At 33.7% G+C, this 20,873-nt stretch carries 17 protein-coding genes; 7 read left to right on the top strand and 10 right to left on the bottom strand.

Annotated features, from left to right (window positions below; genetic code table 11):
- Window positions 1-318: 318 nt before the first annotated feature.
- Window positions 319-1,452, bottom strand: a complete 1,134-nt coding sequence (locus AAFN75_RS11845) for a TlpA family protein disulfide reductase (RefSeq protein ID WP_411806513.1) — start codon at window positions 1,450-1,452, stop codon at window positions 319-321.
- A gap of 121 nt (window positions 1,453-1,573) precedes the next feature.
- Here AAFN75_RS11845 and AAFN75_RS11840 point away from each other — a divergent pair, with 121 nt between their 5' ends.
- Both AAFN75_RS11840 and AAFN75_RS11835 read left to right on the top strand, forming a co-directional pair.
- On the top strand, window positions 1,574-2,278 hold the full coding sequence (locus AAFN75_RS11840; protein WP_411806512.1) for a DUF4197 domain-containing protein: 705 nt from the start codon (window positions 1,574-1,576) through the stop codon (window positions 2,276-2,278).
- A 136-nt stretch (window positions 2,279-2,414) separates the two neighbouring features.
- Window positions 2,415-2,561: a hypothetical protein gene (locus tag AAFN75_RS11835; protein ID WP_172625888.1), complete on the top strand. Its 147-nt coding sequence runs from the start codon at window positions 2,415-2,417 to the stop codon at window positions 2,559-2,561.
- Here AAFN75_RS11835 and AAFN75_RS11830 read toward each other — a convergent pair.
- From AAFN75_RS11830 to AAFN75_RS11805, 6 genes are all read right to left on the bottom strand, one after another.
- Window positions 2,521-3,327, bottom strand: coding sequence for an ABC transporter substrate-binding protein (locus tag AAFN75_RS11830; RefSeq protein WP_411806511.1), 807 nt, complete (start codon window positions 3,325-3,327; stop codon window positions 2,521-2,523). The two genes, AAFN75_RS11835 and AAFN75_RS11830, sit on opposite strands and share 41 nt — an antisense overlap.
- 117 nt (window positions 3,328-3,444) lie before the next feature.
- Window positions 3,445-4,257 (bottom strand): orotidine-5'-phosphate decarboxylase, encoded by an 813-nt coding sequence (gene pyrF, locus AAFN75_RS11825; RefSeq protein ID WP_411806510.1) that lies wholly within the window; start codon window positions 4,255-4,257, stop codon window positions 3,445-3,447.
- Between the two features lie 11 nt (window positions 4,258-4,268).
- Window positions 4,269-5,345: a peptide chain release factor 1 gene (prfA, locus tag AAFN75_RS11820; RefSeq protein WP_144116862.1), complete on the bottom strand. Its 1,077-nt coding sequence runs from the start codon at window positions 5,343-5,345 to the stop codon at window positions 4,269-4,271.
- A 479-nt stretch (window positions 5,346-5,824) separates the two neighbouring features.
- Complete coding sequence (locus AAFN75_RS11815; protein WP_411806509.1) at window positions 5,825-6,787, bottom strand: DUF3078 domain-containing protein; 963 nt, start codon at window positions 6,785-6,787, stop codon at window positions 5,825-5,827.
- 71 nt (window positions 6,788-6,858) lie between these two features.
- A complete protein-coding gene (locus tag AAFN75_RS11810; protein ID WP_411806507.1) occupies window positions 6,859-8,037 on the bottom strand; it encodes an AIR synthase related protein in 1,179 nt (392 codons plus the stop codon).
- Window positions 8,038-8,492: 455 nt separating this feature from the next.
- Window positions 8,493-10,679: a glutamine synthetase III gene (locus tag AAFN75_RS11805; RefSeq protein ID WP_411806506.1), complete on the bottom strand. Its 2,187-nt coding sequence runs from the start codon at window positions 10,677-10,679 to the stop codon at window positions 8,493-8,495.
- Window positions 10,680-10,950: 271 nt separating this feature from the next.
- On the opposite strand from AAFN75_RS11805, the gene AAFN75_RS11800 reads away from it, so the two are divergent.
- Window positions 10,951-11,973 carry a glutamine synthetase beta-grasp domain-containing protein gene (locus AAFN75_RS11800; protein ID WP_411806505.1) on the top strand — a complete coding sequence of 341 codons (1,023 nt, stop codon included), beginning with the start codon at window positions 10,951-10,953 and terminating at the stop codon, window positions 11,971-11,973.
- Window positions 11,974-12,312: 339 nt separating this feature from the next.
- On the opposite strand, the gene AAFN75_RS11795 is transcribed toward AAFN75_RS11800, so the two are convergent.
- A complete protein-coding gene (locus AAFN75_RS11795; RefSeq protein WP_411806504.1) occupies window positions 12,313-13,263 on the bottom strand; it encodes a calcium/sodium antiporter in 951 nt (316 codons plus the stop codon).
- A gap of 570 nt (window positions 13,264-13,833) precedes the next feature.
- On the opposite strand from AAFN75_RS11795, the gene AAFN75_RS11790 reads away from it, so the two are divergent.
- The 4 genes from AAFN75_RS11790 to AAFN75_RS11775 all read left to right on the top strand — a co-directional run bounded on the left by AAFN75_RS11790 (window position 13,834) and on the right by AAFN75_RS11775 (window position 17,681).
- Window positions 13,834-13,986 carry an SsrA-binding protein gene (locus tag AAFN75_RS11790; protein ID WP_144117365.1) on the top strand — a complete coding sequence of 51 codons (153 nt, stop codon included), beginning with the start codon at window positions 13,834-13,836 and terminating at the stop codon, window positions 13,984-13,986.
- A 100-nt stretch (window positions 13,987-14,086) separates the two neighbouring features.
- Window positions 14,087-16,321, top strand: coding sequence for a hypothetical protein (locus tag AAFN75_RS11785; RefSeq protein WP_411806503.1), 2,235 nt, complete (start codon window positions 14,087-14,089; stop codon window positions 16,319-16,321).
- A 219-nt stretch (window positions 16,322-16,540) separates the two neighbouring features.
- Window positions 16,541-17,035, top strand: coding sequence for an RNA polymerase sigma factor (locus AAFN75_RS11780; RefSeq protein ID WP_092851761.1), 495 nt, complete (start codon window positions 16,541-16,543; stop codon window positions 17,033-17,035).
- Window positions 17,036-17,039: 4 nt separating this feature from the next.
- Window positions 17,040-17,681 carry a hypothetical protein gene (locus AAFN75_RS11775; RefSeq protein ID WP_411806502.1) on the top strand — a complete coding sequence of 214 codons (642 nt, stop codon included), beginning with the start codon at window positions 17,040-17,042 and terminating at the stop codon, window positions 17,679-17,681.
- A 158-nt stretch (window positions 17,682-17,839) separates the two neighbouring features.
- On the opposite strand, the gene AAFN75_RS11770 is transcribed toward AAFN75_RS11775, so the two are convergent.
- The gene (locus AAFN75_RS11770; RefSeq protein WP_411806501.1) at window positions 17,840-18,430 is read right to left on the bottom strand and encodes a pseudouridine synthase; all 591 of its coding nucleotides are present in this window, start codon (window positions 18,428-18,430) and stop codon (window positions 17,840-17,842) included.
- On the bottom strand, window positions 18,417-20,708 hold the full coding sequence (locus tag AAFN75_RS11765) for a DNA topoisomerase 3 (RefSeq protein ID WP_411806500.1): 2,292 nt from the start codon (window positions 20,706-20,708) through the stop codon (window positions 18,417-18,419). The genes AAFN75_RS11770 and AAFN75_RS11765 overlap by 14 nt, the downstream gene beginning before the upstream one ends.
- Between the last annotated feature and the right edge of the window lie 165 nt (window positions 20,709-20,873).

Below are 20,873 nucleotides of genomic sequence, written 5' to 3'. Positions count from 1 at the left end.
AACTAACTAACTAACTAACTAACTAACTAACTAACTAACTAACTAACTAATACAATAAATATAGCATTAGCACTAGTAACACCTCTAGAACAAAACATATAATTATTTAATAATAGGACAATCTGTAATTAAGCTATTAAAACAACAGCTTTTACATTTACGCACGACCTTTCAATAGGCACACATAAGCTTAACATATTGAATAATAATAATAATAATAATAACAATCTAGTAGGGCAGAAAAACACGAGAGCATATACACCTAGAGCAGGTATACAAAAGAATAAATTAGCAAAACGTATAGGAAAGTGATAGCTACTAAAAGAAACCTCTTTTAGTTATCACATACTTAGGATACTTAATGCTTTTCTTGGCCACATCAATACCATAACTATCCCACATTCCAGACACCATTAAATCGAAATATTTGTAGTGTATATCCCAATCATGCACAAGTTTCACATCAATATTATCATGACGCAATACTATAGGCGTATCTAACAGATTAATAAGTTTGTACTTCACTTCTTCTAAACTAACACCATCTGCTTTAATTTCGGAATCTCCTATTAAAAATTTAGGTGTATCTGGTCCCCAATCAATTTCATTATCTCCCCAAAAACGAGGATCTTTAATATCGAACACAATAACTTCGCCCTCTAATTCAGTATCCGTTTTCTTTAGTTTCAACTTCTTTAAAAGCATTTTAGTTTGCTCAAAATAAGCACGAGAATCAAGTTTAAATCGTATTTCGTAAGATTTGTTTAACTCATCTGGAATTTCAATTTGATTTCTATGGCTATTTAAAGTATAAGCAAGTATAGCTTTTAGATCACCTTTAAGTTCTAAATAAGATTTATGTTCACTTGTTCTTAATTCGCTATTATCTTCAACAAAATTTAAATTGGTAATAATAAGTTCATCTTCTTGAATCTCCTCTTCTACAACAACAAATTTCTCATATTCATGTAGCTTAATCATTTCGGACACTGGAATTGTTTTTTTGTTCTTATTTAAAAAACCACCAATTTGATAGCCTTTTAAATCGGCCGGATGTCCTTTCCAAAGTTCGTCACCATAGGCATTATAAAGAATACCATAAGGTAAACTACGTACATTATTTTTTTTGAAAGTTTCACCTTCATAATCAATAGCTACTGCTAAATTCATTTTATGCTTTTTCATAAAACGATCTACTATATCTGGACTTTCCTTAGTTAAGGACACCACATAAAAATTATTTGGGTATTGCTCTTGCAAGGATTCTAAATATTTAGACACATGAATACATGGTCCGCACCATGTTGCCCAAAAATCGACAAAATACAAAGCATTAGCATCTTGCTTAGCTAATGAGGAAGGCTGAATTTGTTCAGAAATATTTATTTGTCCAAAACTAATTTTGGCACATAATAAAAATAAAAAACTAAGCGTGATTTTATTAAATTTCATTTTTAAAGGCGACTTAATGCTATAACAATATAAACATTGCAAATATTATGCTAAAATAGTATTTTATAAATATACTTTAAAAACTAAAATATATATTTGCCAAAATATAAAACCCAAAACCATGATACGTAAAATTTTAGCTATTATTTTAGTACTTAATTTCACTGCTTGCGCAGAATTACAACAAGTTGTAAACCAATTACCACAAAGTGGGACTATTGGAAATACTGAAATAGCATCTGGCTTAAGACAAGCATTAGATTTAGGAATTGATAAACAGGTTACAAAACTAACTCAAACTGATGGTTTTTTTAAAAACGACCTAGTTAAAATTTTATTGCCAGAAGAATTAGCCAAAGTAGATAAAGCGTTACGCGATATAGGATTAAGCAATTTAGCCGATGAAGGTTTAAAAGTATTAAATAGAGCTGCTGAAGATGCTGTAAAAGAATCTACTCCAATTTTTGTTGATGCTGTAAAAAGCATAACGTTCGATGATGCAAAAAATATTTTATTAGGAGATAATGATGCCGCTACGCAGTTTTTAACATCAAAAACTCAAGATGCGCTTTACGCTAAATTTAACCCGGTAATTAAAAACTCTTTTAGTAAAGTTGGTGCCGACGAGATTTGGTCTAATTTAATTAACAAATACAACAGCATTCCATTTACAAACAATGTAAATCCTGACTTAACGGATTATGTAACAGGAGAAGCTTTAAAAGGTGTTTTTACTATGATTGCTGTTGAAGAAAAAGATATTCGAACCAAAGCATCATCTAGAACTACAGACTTATTACGTAAAGTATTTGCTTTACAAGATTAAGTTTTTACCCAAAAAAATGAATTAAAAACCGAATACACGTTATTCGGTTTTTTTTCGCCGTTATTTTAATGATTTTTTAACGTATCGATAACGTCTAAAAGCTTCATTTACACGTACTTTATACAAAAGAACGTATATGAATACACAATTTTGTAGAGTTGGTAAAATAAAACCAAACCTTAGTAAAGCCATAAGCTTAAAAGAAATAGAAAGAAGAATAGCTAATTTTGTAGATGATACTACTAAAGTGCAGTATTCTGAAGACTTAAACGGAGCGATTTAAAATAAGTAAACGCTTTTGTAAGTCTAGAACCGTACCAAGAAAACATTTCGCCATCAACTAAAACGACTTTGGCATTAGGATAATTTTCTTGCAACTCCTTTTTATGCGTTTCTTTAAACGGAAAAGGTTCAGATGAAAGTAAAACAAGGTCTACGTTTTCATTTGATGCAGGATCTAAAATATCAATTTCTGGGTATCGCATTTTTGATGCGAAAACATTTTCAAAATGATTTAGCTTAAGCAAATAGTCTATAAAAGTATTATTGGCTGCAACCATCCACGGGTTTTTCCAAATAAAATAAACGATTTTTAAAACGGGCTTATTTAGAATAAACACGTTGAAACTTTCCATTTCACTTTCAATTGTATTAGATATTAAAAGTGCTTCTTGCTTTTTATTAAATATAGAACCGTATTGCTTAATGAGCGCTACGCTATCTTCAACATTAAAAATATCCGATACATGCACGGTACAAATTAATTGGCAGGCTTCCACAATAGCCTTAGTATTTTCTTCCTTATTACAAAGAATAATATCTGGCTTAAGTGCCTTAATTTTTTCTATTTGAATTTGCTTCGTGCCACCAACCACAGCAACTTTAGTTTTAATATGATGCGGATTCACACAAAATTTAGTAACGCCCACTAAATAAGGTTCTAGACCTAAATCGCAAAGTAACTCCGTTTGACTTGGCACTAAAGATATAATGCGTTTAGGCGCGTCTTTAAAATAAATAGTTCTGTTGATTTGATCTACAAGTTCCATAGGTGGGTTCCTGACGCCACAGGAATGATAAAGATTAAAATTAATTACTTAAAATAATTTCTGTTTTTTTATCGCAAAGCCACTGGAATTCAAAATAAAATTTAGAAGTCGTCTTAACTATTTTAAAATCAAAGCCATTTCTTTTTGCAGTGCTTCAGCTTTATGGGCCGCCATTTGAGCAAAATCTTCATTATTTGAAGCGTAAATAATACCTCTTGATGAATTAATTAGCAACCCAACATTATCGTTCATTCCGTATTTACACACGTCTTGCAAATTTCCGCCTTGAGCGCCAACACCAGGAACTAAAAGAAAACTATCTGGAATAATGTTTCTAATATCTGCCAGATACTCTGCTTTTGTAGCGCCCACCACATACATTAAGTTCTCTGCATTTTTCCATAATTTAGAAGTTTCTAAAACATGCTTATACACTTCTTTACCATCAATTTGTTTAGTTTGAAAATCGAATGCACCTTCGTTGGATGTTAAGGCCAACATAATGGTATGTTTATCGTTGAAGGCTAAAAACGGCTCTACCGAATCTTTACCCATATACGGTGCAACAGTAACAGAATCGAACGCTAAATCCTCAAAAAAAGCTTTAGCATACATGGTACTCGTATTCCCAATATCGCCTCGTTTAGCATCAGCAATTGTGAATATTTCTGGGTGATTTTCGTTTATATAATTAATTGTTTTCTCTAAAGCTTGCCAACCTTTAATACCGTAAGCCTCGTAAAAGGCTGTATTAGGTTTATAAGCCACACATAAGTGATTTGTAGCATCAATAACAGCTTTATTGAAAGCAAAAATGGGATCATCCTCCTTTAAAAGATGCTGTGGTATTTTATTTAAATCTACATCCAATCCAATACATAGAAAGGATTTCTTTTTTTTGATTTGCTGAACTAATTGGCTTGTTGTCACTTAGTTGTTTTTTAAATTTGATCACTTCCAGCCTTCAACTTCTCAGTATTGTCAGCTAATTGTAATTCATCTATAATTTTTTGAATATCGCCATTTACGATATTAGACAAGTCGTAAAGTGTTAATCCGATTCTGTGATCTGTAACACGTCCTTGTGAATAATTATACGTTCTAATTTTAGCACTTCTATCACCACTAGTTACCATGGTACCACGTAAGGCAGCATCTTCTTCTAATTTCTTAGCAAGTTCTAAATCGTATAAACGAGAACGTAATACTTTAAATGCTTTCTCTTTATTTTTATGCTGCGATTTTTGATCTTGACATTGCGCCACTAAACCTGTTGGTATATGTGTTAAACGCACCGCTGAATACGTCGTATTTACAGACTGACCTCCAGGACCAGAAGAACAGAAAAAATCGATTCTTACATCTTTAGGGTTTATTTCCACATCAAACTCTTCGGCTTCTGGAAACACCATTACCGTTGCTGCACTTGTATGCACACGACCTTGAGTTTCGGTTTGAGGTACACGTTGCACACGATGTACACCGGCTTCAAACTTTAAAGTACCGTAAACATCATTACCAGTAACTTCAAACTGAATTTCTTTAAAACCACCATTGGTTCCTTCACTAAAATCTACAGTATCTACTTTCCAGCCTTTACTCTCACAGTATTTAGTATACATTCTAAAAAGATCGCCTGCAAAAATACTCGCTTCATCTCCACCGGTTCCTGCACGTAACTCAACAACCGCATTTTTAGAATCTGTTGGATCTTTAGGGATTAATAGTACTTTTATCTCTTCTTCTAATTTAGCAATGCTTTCTTTAGCTTCATCATACTGCATTTTGGCCATTTCTACCATTTCTGCATCACTGCCATCAGAAATTATTTCTTCTGCCTCAGCCAAATTATTGGTAAGTTCTATATATAACTCGCGCTTATCCATTAATAAACGTAAGTCTTTGTACTCTCTATTTAGTTCAACATAGCGTTTTTGATCTGTAATAATATCTGGTTGAATAATTAAATCACTAACCTCATCAAAACGCTGTTTTACTATTTGTAATTTCTCTAACATCTGCCTTTTTTAATTGGATATCAAAAATACGATAATTTATGAATTTATCATTATTAAAAATTTCTTTACCACTTTGAAAAATATATTCAGTTACACAAACGTTATGCGCTATATGTTACAGCAGTTTAAAGCCATATTAATATATTACAAAGCACTTGCCATGTGGTCTTTTTTCGCTACTATTATCCTCACCGCGGTAGTACCACAAATATTACCTGCGCTTTTAACTAAGCTCTTTTTAATGTTTATATACTATTGGATTATAAACGATATAAATATGAGAAAAAGAATAGGATTCTATAAAATGGTTGGTGTTTCTAATTTAAAACTAGTAGCGCAGCTTTATATAATTGACAGTATTTTAACCTGTAGTTTCTTGGTAGTGATTAAGTGTTATATTTAGTTTTTTACGGCTTGATTTATAGCGTAAGGTACTATAAAATTTAAACAATTAGCACAATGTGCTTTTGTATAGAACTCTAAAAATCTACAGCAAAACCAACTCCTAAAAATTGTTTCCATTGCACTTTTGCACCTGCCTCGTCAAATTCCCCTTCAATTTCTGTTGGAACTTGAGTTTTAACATCGTCGTCGTACCTAATATGCGATCCTAGAGTAGCCCTAACAAAAGAGTTTACTTTAAAATCAAAATCTATTCGCCAATCTAAATCTACGTTTCCAAAGTTATTAACGTAATCGGAATATAAACTTACTTGGTTTTTTACGTTAATGTTTTCAATGATTTCCATTTCGTAACTATTGGTAACCAAAACACCAACTTCCTTTCTAACCTTATCTCCTGGAACAATAATATTTCCTTCAGAATCAAGAACCGCTGGTGTAACACCAAAGGATCCTGCGTTAGCCAAATCTTCATCTAAAACAAAAGTAGCTTTTAAGGTAATTGGCGAAAAGTAAAACGATAACTTATCGATGTTTTTACCGTACTCCATACCACCTCCAAAAAACAAATATCCTGGAGCTAGCAGTCTTGAAATAGGATCTTTTTTATTGGGATAATTAAAACCGTTGGTTAGCTGTGTTCTAAAATTAAGACGCGCGGAGTAAAACCAGTTTGAAATACCATCGTTTGGGTTATATCCCAAATTAGAATTTACCTCAAATAAATCGTCGGTTTTTCTAGTTTCTCTTGCCTCTTGCTTATTTATTCCGTAACGAATGTTAACGTTATTTTTCCAGTTGAAGAATTTATCTGTGTAATTTAAAGACGACACCAAACCTAACAAACCCGAAATAGATGTACTACCACCAGAATTCCAATTAGTAAATGAGACTTGATTAATATCGACTGTACCTTTATTTTCTTGTTTCCACTGTGGGCCAACATATTTAACCTTTTTTTCTTTTATAAAAAGAGAATCTGGTTGTGCATTTGAAAACTGAAAACAGAGCGTAATTAAAATAACTAATAAATACTTCATTGTTGTTGGGTTAGCATTAAATTTTTTTTAGCATCAAAAACTATTCCGTAATTGACTAAAATTGAATAATTTTAATACTTAAACTCCCCAAACTCCGATTTTATTGTAAGCTGTTTATTTTTTGAAGCTTCTACCCTACCAATAATTTGAGCATTTACATTAAATGATTTAGAAATTTCGATAATACTATCGGCTACTTCTGGTGAGACATATAATTCCATTCGGTGTCCGCAATTAAACACTTGGTACATTTCTTTCCAATCGGTTTTAGATTGTTCTTGTATTAATTTGAATAGTGGAGGAATTGGAAACATATTATCCTTTACAATATGAAACTCATCAACAAAGTGAAGAATTTTAGTTTGTGCTCCTCCCGAGCAATGTACCATACCATGTATGGAATCGCCATTATACTCTGATAATATTTTCTTTATAATTGGGGCATATGTTCTTGTTGGCGATAATACTAGTTTACCAGCATCAATAGGTGCATTTTCAACCGAATCGGTTAATTTAACACCGCCAGAATATACCAAATCTTCAGGTACCGAAGAATCAAAACTTTCTGGATATTTTTCGGCCAAATATTTACTAAACACGTCGTGGCGGGCAGAAGTTAATCCGTTACTTCCCATACCACCGTTATATGCTTTTTCGTAAGAGGCTTGACCAAAACTTTCTAAACCAACAATAACATCGCCAGCTTTAATATTGGCATTATCAATAACATCGGCACGTTTCATTCTTGCCGTTACTGTAGAATCTACAATAATAGTTCGCACTAAATCGCCAACATCGGCAGTTTCGCCTCCTGTAGAATGAATGGTTACACCAAAGGATTTTAAATCAGCAAGCAGCTCTTCTGTTCCATTAATAATAGCCGAAAGCACTTCGCCAGGAATTAAATTTTTATTTCTTCCTATGGTTGACGATAGCATAATGTTATCTGTTGCGCCTACGCAAAGTAAATCGTCAATATTCATAATTAACGCATCTTGAGCAATACCTTTCCAAACCGATACATCGCCAGTTTCTTTCCAGTACATATAGGCTAAAGACGATTTTGTACCAGCACCATCGGCATGCATGATTAAGCAATAATCATCATCGTTGGTTAAATAATCTGGAACTATTTTACAGAATGCCTTAGGAAATAATCCTTTGTCTATATTCTTAATAGCATTGTGAACATCTTCTTTTGATGCCGAAACACCTCGTTGTGCGTATCGTTTTGAAACTTCTTGACTCATAATGTTGTATTGTTTTGCAAAAGTAAAGCAATATTTTAAAAATAACAGGCATTAATTGAAATATGAAACAGGTTTTATTAACCGGTTTTAAACCATTAAGAAAACACTTTGTTGGCGTAAGAAAAATTATTCATACTTACAAGATGTGAAACATATAGGCAACACTACAACAAATTATTGCCAATGTGGAAGCAACATTTCTGAATAGAGTAAAACATGAATACAAGACCGAGAATAGAATTAAAATTAACAAAACCTAGCAATCAAACCAGCGTTAGGGATTGAAACGGCATCCTTTTTTTAAACTAATAAACATAGACTTTATTTATGTCTTTAATATAACAGATAGGCACGTCCTTTTTGCTGGCTACACCATTTAAAAAAAGATATAGTGAAAAGCCCGACTCTTTTCGGGTAACGCCCAACTTCTTGATACATCTCAGAGTAACAACAAACTACCTAGTAAAAAGCATTTCGCGGTACTTGGTTAGTGGCCAAATCTCGTCATCGACCAACAACTCTAGTTTATCGCAATGGTAACGAATATCATCAAACAAAGGTTTTACTTTATGGCAATAAGCGTCTGCTTTCTTTTCTATATCTTTTAAGGCATTGGCTGCTTTTCGGGCGTCAATCATTTTATTTACATTAACGTTAATGCCCTCTATATGGCTCGATATATCCTCTATAAGATTTATTTGCTCCTTAGATACGCTGTTGTATTTTTCTTCGAAAATCTCCTTTAATCCGCGTACGTTTTCAACCAAAATATTTTGATATTTTACAGCTGTTGGCACAATATGGTTTCGTGCAATATCGCCTAAAACTCGACTTTCTATTTGTATGTGCATAATGTAGGCTTCAACCTCGATTTCGTATCTAGCTTCGGTTTCTATTTTACTCATGACATTCATTTCTTCAAATAAGGCAATGGATGCTTTCGACACTCTTGCTTTTAAGGCTTCGGGCGTGTTTCGGTTATTACTTAATCCGCGTTTTTTAGCTTCCTTTTCCCACTCGGCACCATAACCGTTACCTTCAAATAAAATAGGGCGACACGATTTAATATATTCTCTTAAAACATTAAAAACAGCTTCGTCCTTTTTTAAATCTTTTTTATCGATAAGGGCATCCACCTCTATTTTAAAATCCTGAAGTTGTTTGGCTACTATAGTGTTTAAAACCGTCATTGGGTTACCACAATTAGCCAATGAACCTACGGCTCTAAACTCAAATTTGTTACCCGTAAATGCGAATGGCGACGTACGATTTCTATCGGTATTATCCAATAAAACATCGGGTATCTTACCTACTACATTTAGTTTTAATTCGGTTTTTTCTTGAGGCGATAATTTACCTTTTGTAACACCTTCTAGCTCCTCTAAAACTTTAGTTAATTGCTCGCCAATAAACACTGATATTATTGCTGGTGGCGCCTCGTTTGCCCCTAACCTATGATCATTACTAGCCGATGCTATGGCTGCTCTTAACAAGGCCTCGTGCGTATGTACCGCTTTTATGGTATTTATAAAAAAGGCTAAAAATTGCAGGTTGCTCATTGGTGTTTTTCCTGGTGCTAATAAATTTACACCGGTATCGGTTGATAAGGACCAGTTATTATGCTTCCCAGAGCCATTTACGCCTGCAAAAGGTTTTTCGTGTAATAGCACTTTAAAATTATGGCGCGATGCTATACGCCCCATAATATCCATTAATAAGGAATTATGATCGACAGCCAAATTAGCCTCCTCATAAATAGGCGCCAACTCAAATTGGTTTGGTGCTACTTCGTTATGTCTAGTTTTTACAGGGATTCCTAAAAGCATACACTCGGTTTCCAGTTCGCGCATAAAATTTAAAGCGCGTGTAGGGATAGAACCAAAATAATGATCGTCTAACTGTTGCCCTTTTGCTGCAGAATGCCCAAGCATAGTACGACCTGTTAATGCTATATCTGGCCTGCTGGCAGCCATTAATTTATCTATTAAAAAATACTCCTGCTCCCAACCTAAAGATGAGCTTACTTTTTTTACGTTTTTATCAAAATATTTACAAACTGCAGTTGCGGCATTATCTACCGCATTTAAAGCTCTTAAAAGTGGTGTTTTATAATCTAAAGCTTCACCCGTATAAGCCACAAAAATAGTAGGAATACATAGGGTTGTACCATAAATAAATGCTGGCGATGTTGGATCCCAAGCTGTATAGCCTCTAGCCTCAAAAGTGTTTCTAATACCTCCATTAGGAAAGCTTGACGCATCGGGTTCTTGTTGCACCAATTGCGAACCACCAAACTTCTCTACCGCCATGCCATCGCCAATAGTTTCAAAAAAGGCATCGTGCTTTTCTGCAGTTGTTCCTGTTAATGGCTGAAACCAGTGTGTGTAATGCGTAACACCTTTTGTTAAGGCCCAATCCTTCATGGACGACGCTACTTGGTCTGCTATATTTCTATCAATCTTTTTACCATACTTAATCGCATTCATAACCCCCTTAAAGGCATCCTTTGTTAAGTAATGACGCATAGCGTTTTCATTAAACACATTTTTTCCAAATAAATCCGAACGACGCTCCTTCTCTTCAACCAAAATAGGTTTAATTTTAAGCGACTCTTTAATGGCGTGAAATCTTAATGTAGACATTGGCGTAGTAATTTAATTAGTTTGATAATAAATTGTTAGACAAAAATAAACAGCTTGCAGGTAAAAACGCTACTCCTAAAATAAACTTTTAAGCTTTTTTCAGTATTTTTATTAAAAAATCATCTTTTTTTAAAATAAAGCTGAATTTAATAGGGTATAAATAAAAATAAGTCATCAATTTATTAAAACACCCCCTATAAATATGAAGTAAAAATATAAAAATATATATTTGTGATATTATTATCAATATTTCATTTATAAAATATTCATTATGGCAAAAATTAAATTAGAATATCTTTGGTTGGATGGTTACTTCCCAACACAGAATTTAAGAAGTAAAACCAAGGTTGAAGAGCATGAAAACTTTCAAGGAACTTTAGAAGAAATAGGAAACTGGTCTTTTGATGGTTCGTCAACAAGACAAGCTGAAGGAGGTTCTTCTGATTGTTTATTAGTTCCTGTAGCTATATACCCAGATCCAGACAGAATCAACGGTTACTTAGTTATGACTGAAGTTATGAATGCAGATGGTACGCCTCACGTTTCTAATGGAAGAGCTACCATTGATGATGATGATAATGATTTCTGGTTTGGTTTTGAGCAAGAGTATTTTATCATGGATACTAAAACTCAATTACCTTTAGGTTTCCCAATTGGAGGATACCCTGCACCACAAGGTATGTACTACTGTTCTGTTGGTGGTAAAAACACACACGGAAGAGATTTAGTTGAAGAGCACGCAGATTTATGTATCGAAGCTGGCTTAAACTTTGAAGGTATTAACCAAGAGGTTGCTTCTGGACAATGGGAATTCCAATTATTTGCAAAAGGCGCTAAAAAAGCGGGAGACGAAATTTGGGTTGCTAGATATTTACTAGACCGTTTAACTGAAAAATACGGATACTATATTGAGTACCACCCAAAACCATTAGGTAAAGATATGGATTGGAATGGTTCTGGTATGCACGCAAACTTCTCTAACGAAGTTTTAAGAACTTGTGGTTCCAAAGAAACTTACGAAGCTATTTGTGAAGCTTTCCGTCCTGTAGTAAAAGAACATATTGCTGTTTACGGTGAGTTTAACGATCAACGTTTAACAGGATTACACGAAACTGCAGCTATTACAGATTTCTCTTATGGAGTTTCGGATAGAGGTGCTTCAATTCGTATTCCAATTATTACAGTTGAGAAAGGTTGGAAAGGTTGGTTAGAAGATAGAAGACCAGCATCTAACGGAGATCCTTACAAAATTGCAGGAAGAATTATTAAAACTGTTAAATCTGCTAAAATATAATTATTTTAGATTCAGTTTTGTTCATACAAAAAACGCCAACATTTATTTGTTGGCGTTTTTTTTTTCACTTAAAAATATATCGAATGTAACACGTAATGTATTAAAATTTTGGCGCCTGCCTGCCGGAAGGTAGGTTACCACAAGGATCGGGCTTTCACTACTCGCTCCTTCCTAAAAAGTCAGGGAGCTAAAACATGCCGTTCAATCCCTAACGCGGGCTTGTTTGCTAACATGAGGTTACTGGAATGAAAGTCTAGTAGTTTTTGCAGGGTGTATTATCCTGATCAACTCGATTAATATCTAAAAAACAAGAAAAATTATAAAGAGAACTTGCATAGCTTAAAGCTGTCCATGTGTAAACACCAAAAACATAAAAACACCATAACAAATCACTAAAAAGAATCCTTTAAGTCTACTTATCTGCAAACGTTTTGGTAAAAATATAAGCGGTATTAATACTGCCGAAAAACCAAGCATCCAAAAAATATCGCTCGATAATATTTGCGGTTCTGTAACCGGAATAGGTTTTACCATAGCCGTTAAACCAAGCACAGATGCAATATTAAATATATTGGAACCAATTAAATTCCCCAACGAAATAGCTTTCTCTTGCTTTGCTGCCGCAATAACCGATGCCGCTAATTCTGGCACACTTGTACCTATAGCTATTAAAGACACTCCTATTACAGCTTCGCTAACACCAACAGACGTAGCAATATCTTTTGCTCCAAAAACAAGCCATTCACTTCCAAAATAAAGCGCTGCAGCTCCTATTAATAACCATAAACCTATTTTAAAGTTTGAAACTGTAGATAAAGTATCATCAACTTCTTCTACAACCACATCTTTTTTTGCTGTCTTAATAAGGTAAACTAAAAAGACAATAAGTCCCGAAAACAAAATACCACCTTCAATGGCAGATAATACATTATCATTCTTCAAAAAATAATACAATACCATCGAAAAGACCATCATTACAGGCCAATTAAGCTTATAAAACGACTTATCTACTGCAATAGCACCAACCATAGCCGTAATTCCTAAAACTAAACCTATGTTAGCTATATTAGAGCCTACAACATTATTTATAGCAATAGCTGGCGACCCAGAAAGCGCCGCTTGCAAACTCACCAATAATTCGGGTGCAGAAGTGGCAAACGAAACCACCGTCATACCAATTACCATTTTTGAAATGTTAAACTTAAATGATAAGGCTACAGAAGATCTTACTAAAAACTCGCCCCCTACCACTAACAAAACAAAACCAAGGATAACCCAAAGAATACTCATAAATAATATTTTTTTTTGCGAAGATAAAAGAAAGTAAAAAGCTAAAAGTGATTTTTTTTTAAAACTTAAATTTTAGTTTTAAAACAAGTAAGATAACCTTGATAAAATTATAAACTAAAAATCATTTTCTATTCTTAAAATGATGAAACACAATAAAATCTATACTTTATAAACAAAACACCCCTTGAAACATAAAAATTGTTTCCAAAACAGTCTATAATTATTACATATAATCATTAAAGTTACCTTTTTTAATTTCATATTAAAACTCATATAAAGGAAGTCACACAAAAATTAAAACCAAAAGCATTATTTAACTTACAAATACGCATTTAAATTCATTGTTTTTACAAAAAATTCTTGGTAGACATAACACCAAACCTATATCTTCAAAAAACATTGAAATAAATACCCCTTTTAACTAACTTTTAAAACGCTAAAATATGATTACACTTGCCAAACTATTAATTGATATAATAATTTATATTGTTTCGATTATTTAAACCAAAAACAAAGTAGAGCTTAGTCTAGAATAAGTTTTACTATTTTTGTACCTTAATAATGAAAAAAGTGAAAAAGCAAGTATTCAAGGTTTTAGCCAAGGTTAACAAAATTATCTTACCAAGTTACACTAAAAGTAAATTAGATATTACCAAAGCAACAAAATTTCAACTAGCAATTATAGGCTGGAGAGCGTATATAACCAAAAATGCTTTAGGTTAATAGGTAAAAAATGCATTTTGGCTTAATTTTTGCATTTTTTTATTTACATACAGTACATTTACACTAATTATTAATTGTCCTACAAATCTAAACCCTCCCTATGGTTAAGTATTTTTACCTATCGCTCCTAATATTTATTAGCTTCTCCGTTCAGCTTTACGGTCAAGAAGAAGCTAATATTTCAACAAAATTCTCCCAAGACGGCAAAATCTATAAATCAGAATCTAACGGTTCTGAAATTATTGCTGAGTTTAACGAAAACCAAAAATGCATAGTAACAGCATTTTTAGGCAACTTTACTTATAAGGTAAAATATAAAGATTTCGTTGGTTTTGTAAAAGACCAATACCTATTTGTTAACGAGCAAATGATGGATTTATATTTTGATCATGAAGAAGAACAGCGTGAAAAAGCCATTCAGGAACGAAAGCAAAGACAAGAAAAATCGCAATCTTATATAAGAGAAGAGCAAGAGAAATTGCAACAGATTGAACAAAGACGTTTAGATTCTATTGCAAAAATTGAAGAAATTAAGCAACGAAAAATCCTTGAAAACAAACGAAACGACTCTATAGTTAAGGCGGCTCAAGAAGCTAAGAGACAACACGAAATTTTAAAACAAAAAGAGGCACAAGCTAGAGCTGAAGAAGAAGCTAAGCGACAGCTATTAGAAATTCAAAGACAAAAGAAAGCCGCTGCTAAAGAAGCACTAGAAGCTAAAATGCTACTAGAACTTAAAAAGCAAAAAGAAGCTGAAGAAAAAGCCGCTCTTGAAGCTAAAAGACAACTAGAACTTCAAAAACAAAAAGAAGCCGAAGAAAAAGCGGCACTAGAAGCTAAAAGACAACTAGAACTCCAAAAGCAAAAAGAAGCGGAAGAGAAAGCTGCACTAGAAGCTAAAAGACAACTAGAACTTAAAAAGCAAAAAGAAGCCGAAGAAAAAGCTGCTCTTGAGGCTAAAAGACAACTAGAACTTAAAAAGCAAAAAGAAGCCGAAGAAAAAGCTGCTCTTGAAGCTAAAAGACAACTAGAACTCCAAAAGCAAAAAGAAGCCGAAGAAAAAGCTGCTCTTGAGGCTAAAAGACAACTAGAACTCCAAAAGCAAAAAGAAGCCGAAGAAAAAGCTGCTCTTGAGGCTAAAAGACAACTAGAACTTCAAAAGCAAAAAGAAGCCGAAGAAAAAGCGGCTCTTGAGACTAAAAGACAACTAGAACTTCAAAAGCAAAAAGAAGCCGAAGAAAAAGCGGCTCTTGAGACTAAAAGACAACTGGAACTTCAAAAGCAAAAAGAAGCTGAAGAAAAAGCCGCTCTTGAAGCTAAAAGACAACTAGAACTTCAAAAACAAAAAGAAGCCGAAGAAAAAGCTGCTCTTGAGAATAAAAGACAACTGGAACTTCAAAAGCAAAAAGAAACTGAACAAAAAGCGGCACTAGAAGCTAAAAGACAACTAGAAATTCAAAAGCAAAAAGAAACTGAACAAAAAGCGGCACTAGAAGCTAAAAGACAACTAGAAATACAAAAGCAAAAAAAAGAAGCTGAAGAGAAAGCTGCACTGGAAGCTAAACGAAAATTAGAAAAACAAAAAAAGACTGCGGCTACAACCGAACTTGAAACTAAAAAGCAGTTAGAGATTAAAAAGCGTAGGGTATCAGCCATTAAAGCGGAACGCGATGCCATTAGAAAACAAGTAAACGAAGCGAGCAAATACAACTCTATAGCAAAAGCAAGAGAAAAAGAAGAACAACAATTAATAGAATTAAGAAGACAGAACGATTCTATTGCTAAAATGATAGAGAAGGAAAGACAAGAACTTGAAGCTTTAAGACGAAGTACCGCTTTAGCTCTAAACACTATGAATTCTGAACCTGAGGAACAAGATGCCGAAGCCATTGCTTTAGCAGAAAGAATGAAATATAGAAATGAGTGTCACTATCAAATTAATGACTATGATAGATTCTATAACATAACAACCAAAAGAACAGAAGAATATAGTATTTCTAATAAATTAACAGCCGAATTATATCAACAAGGTGTTAAATCAAATCTATTTTTTAATTTATCTGAAGATTTAGGTTGCGCTTCATACCTTCCTAATCAGCGTTCTAGTTTAAAAATAACTCTGGAAAATAATCGTACCGTTATGTTTTATCATTCATGGGATATTGAATGTGGTGAAATCTTTCATTTTAAAGCCATTTTAACTAACGATCAAAAAAGTGCATTAAAAAGTTCGCCAATTAAATCTATCATTTTAAAAGGAACTAAGGGCACCAAAGACATAAACTTTATAGAGTATAAAGAATTTTTTATAGATAAATTAAAATGCATCGATTAAATTTTAATTTCTAGTCTTATACTAGAATACAAAAACTTAACACCATAAAAATCAAGCCGTTTAAAATAAATAACTTTTTAAACGGCTATTTTTTGTTCTTAAATTTGCCACCTTTCAAAATCAATATTTATATAAAAACGCTAGTCTTAAAATTAAATTTTCATTTACTTGTAACATTTTTAAATTTTAAACTACTTATAGAGTAACTAAACCACACCATTGAATAAAGAGCTAGAACATAGTTTTGTAGAATTGCTAGAAAAGCATCAAAATATTGTGCACAAAGTTTGCCGTTTGTACACCAATAATTATGACGCCCATAACGATTTATTTCAAGAAATAACCATACAGCTTTGGCGCGCATATCCAAAATTTCGTGGTGATGCCAAATTTAGTACTTGGATGTATCGCGTAGGATTAAATACAGCAATTACACTCTACCGAAAATCTAAACGCACCATAAACACGCAAGATTACGCTGGTGTAGAATTTAAAATAAAGGCAGAAGATTATGATGATACCGAAGAACAGCAATTAAAAACCCTATACAAAGCAGTACATCAACTAAACGATATTGAAAAAGCATTGGTCTTTTTATATTTAGAAGACAAAGACTATAAAGAAATTAGTGAAACACTTGGTATAAGTTCCGTTAATGCTCGTGTAAAAATGAACAGAATTAAAACGAAACTTAAAGCCATACTAAATCCGTAACATTATGGATGAATTAGATTTATTAAAAAAAGACTGGAAAAAGGGTAACAGCAATTACCCTAAGCTTTCCTATAACGATATTTACAAGATGATTTTAAAAAAATCGTCCTCAATCGTAAAATGGATATTTATAATCAGCCTCCTCGAATTCGGGTTTTGGCTATCCATCTCATTTGCCTTTAAAGGAAGTGTATATTCTAACAAAATAGACGAGCTAAACATTAACCATATTTTAATCCCAATAACTATAATAAGCTATGCGGTACTAATCTATTTTTTCTATTTATTCTATAAAAACTACAAAAACATCTCAACTACCGATAGCTCCAAAACCCTAATGGAGAACATCTTAAAAACCAGAAAAACCGTAAAACATTACGTCATTTTCAACCTGGCATCACTTTTTATTGGTGCATTTATAGGTGTTTTTTATAACTTTAATCATAATGCCGAATTTTCAAGCAAGCTAGAACTAGCATCGGCAAGTGGCGAAGTATTTAAATTTTATGCCGTTATTTTTATGGTAACCTTATTGGTAATAGGCGTTGTAATAGGTGTATTACTATTATTTTATTGGCTTATTTATGGTATACTTTTAAAGCGCTTAAACCACAATTATAAAGAGCTAAAAAAGTTAGAATCTTAGAGTATTTGGGCGTTACCACGAGGGTCGGGCTTTACGCTACAAGTCCTCCCACCTCCTTCGTCGGGCTGTGGGCTTTCCACTGCAATCCCTAACGCGGGTAAGTCTGCTTTTATCTAGAATAAACGTAAAGCTTCAGCAGTTCCGCTACACTTCAAATTTTACAAGTCAAACTCGGTAACCTCAATAACCTCACCAGCATCCATAGTGTTTATATGAACACCTCCTACTCTAACCCTAACCAAACGTAACGTAGGAAAACCAACCACCGAAGTCATTTTTCTAACCTGTCTAAACTTCCCTTCATTTAAAGTTATAGACACCCAACTGGTTGGTCCATGTCTGTCATCTCGTATCTTTTTAGCGCGTTTAGGCAATACAGGAGTTGTGTCTAGTTTAAAGGTTTTACACGGCTTCGTGCTATACATCTCACCTTCTACCCGAATATCCACACCCGTTTGTAATTGGGCAATAGCAGCCTCGGTAATATCGCCATCAACCTGAGCGTAATATTCCTTATCAACTTTCTGGCTGTTAATATGCGCACTCATTTTACCATTGGTGGTGAGTAGCAACAAACCTTCCGAAGCTTCGTCCAACCTACCAATAGCCATAATCCCTTCCGGAAAATCATTTAAACTCCCTAAAAAATTTTTCGATTGTTGTTTGGAGTCGTTACTCGCAAACTGACTTAAATACCCAAAAGGCTTAAAGATTATAAAATGCCTATGCTCCTTTTTAAATACTTCCATTCAAAATACTATGCACAAGCGCTTTAGTTGGTGTTTGTCCGTTCATTTTCGTTCTAACATCATCAAAAGTGACTTTAAAGTCGCAACCCGATTTATAAGCACTACAGCCATAAGCTGTTTTCCCTTTTAGAACTGTTCCTTTTTTACATTTCGGACAAGCTAACTCATCAGGTTTAGCCTTCGATTTTACCTGCTTTGGCTCTAATTTCAGTTTAAAATTTTCATCAAAACGCAACAAGCCTTCAACAGCTCCATTCTCCGTTTTAAAACCTTTTAAATTAACCGTCGAGCCTTTTGTAAGCAACCTTAAAAACTGTTTTTCAGATACTTTTTTATCTAAAAAACTAAAAGGCATTACAAAATTACAACCCGATTTGTAAGCACTACAGCCATAAGCCGATTTCCCTTTAATAATTTGTCCTTGTTTGCATTTCGGGCAACTTTCAGCCATAATACCAGCGCCTTTTTTAGCCTCAACCTTAGCAGCTCGTTTTTTTATAGTTGTAGCATACGATATGTTAGCGCGTTTTGTTTCACTACGCACTTCATAAACTAAAGCATCAACCATGCGCTTCATATTTTTTATAAAAGCACCAGCACTATATTCACCCTTTTCAATATCTTTTAATTGCTTCTCCCAAGAGCCAGTTAATTCCGCCGATTTTAGCAAATCATTTTTAATCGTATCTATCAACTGGATACCTGTTTCGGTAGGCAAGACCTGCTTTTTGTTACGTTTTATATATTTTCTTCTAAAAAGCGTTTCAATAATATTAGCACGTGTAGATGGTCTACCAATACCGTTTTCCTTCATTAAATCGCGTAACTCATCATCATCTACCTGTTTACCTGCAGTTTCCATAGCTCGTAATAAAGAGGCCTCGGTAAATTGATTTGGCGGCTTGGTTTCTTTTTCTAAAAACGAGGGCTCATGTGGCCCTTTTTCGCCTTTTTCAAACGTTGGTAAAATACCCGACTCCTTTTGTTTTTTATCAGGATCTTCAAAAACAACTCGCCACCCTTTTTCTAAAATTTCTTTTCCAGTAGTTTTAAAAACCACTTTTGACGCATGTCCTAAAACTGTTGTGTTGGACACCATACAATCATCATAAAACACAGCAATAAAGCGTTTTACAATAATATCGTAAACCTGTTGTTGGTTGTATTGTAAGTTGGTCTGCATGCCAGTTGGAATAATGGCATGGTGATCGGTTACTTTTTTATCATTAAAAACACGCGATGTTTTCTTTATTTTTTTCCCTAATAAAGGTTGTGTCAACTTCGAGTAATTAGTTAATTTTTGAAGAATCCCAGACACCTTAGGGTAAACATCATTTGGTAAAAATGTGGTATCTACTCTAGGATAAGTCACAACTTTACGCTCGTACAAAGCTTGTACAATTTTTAAAGTTTCATCGGCCGAAAAGCCAAACTTAGTATTACAATACACCTGTAAACCTGTTAAATCGAACAGTTTTGGAGCATATTCTTTTCCTTTCTTTTTGCTAATGGATTTGATTTCAAAATCGCTTTCTTTTACCTTACTTGCTAAGGCCTCGCCATCTTCTTTTTTAAGAAAACGTCCTTCTTCATAGCTAAACAAGGTATCTCGATACAAGGTTTGCAATTCCCAATAGGGTTGCGGTTTAAAATTTTCAATTTCCTTAAACCGATTAACAACCATGGCCAAAGTGGGTGTTTGCACACGACCAACCGATAGCACTTGCTTGTAACCGCCGTGTTTTACAGTGTATAATCTTGTAGCGTTAATACCCAATAGCCAATCGCCAATAGATCTAGAAAAACCAGCATAGTATAAATTATCGTAATCCTCTGATGGTTTTAAGTTTTGAAAACCTTCTTTTATAGCCTCGGTAGTTAAGGACGAAATCCAAAGGCGTTTTACTTCGCCTATATAATTAGCCTCACTCATTACCCAACGCTGAATAAGTTCTCCCTCTTGCCCTGCATCCCCACAATTTATTACAAGTTCTGCCTTGTCAAATAAACTTTTTACAATATTAAATTGCTTTTTTATCCCAGAATTTGAAGACACTTTAACTTCAAACTTTTCTGGAAGCATGGGTAAATTATTTAAATCCCAACTTTTCCAATAGGGTTTATAATCAACCGGTTCTTTTAAAGTACATAAATGTCCAAAGGTATAAGTTACCGCATAGCCATTACCTTCATAATAGCCATCGCGCTTTGTATTTGCTCCTAATACAGTAGCAATTTCGCGGGCAACACTTGGCTTTTCAGCTATACAGACTTTCATGTGTCGATATCGTTTTTTTTTAATTAGTCACATGTAGCTTCCATACAATCTATAACTTTAGTGTTAAGTTCTTGTAATAGAAGTTTCACTTGTTCATTTTTAAATGCAAGGTGCAAAATATAACTTTTAACTCCGATTTTAAAGGAGAATTGTTAGTAGTTATTA

Origin of the sequence: Algibacter sp. AS12, assembly GCF_046736315.1 — a bacterium.
Lineage (GTDB): Bacteria > Bacteroidota > Bacteroidia > Flavobacteriales > Flavobacteriaceae > Algibacter_B > Algibacter_B amylolyticus.
This window is presented reverse-complemented; position numbering and strand designations above follow the sequence as displayed.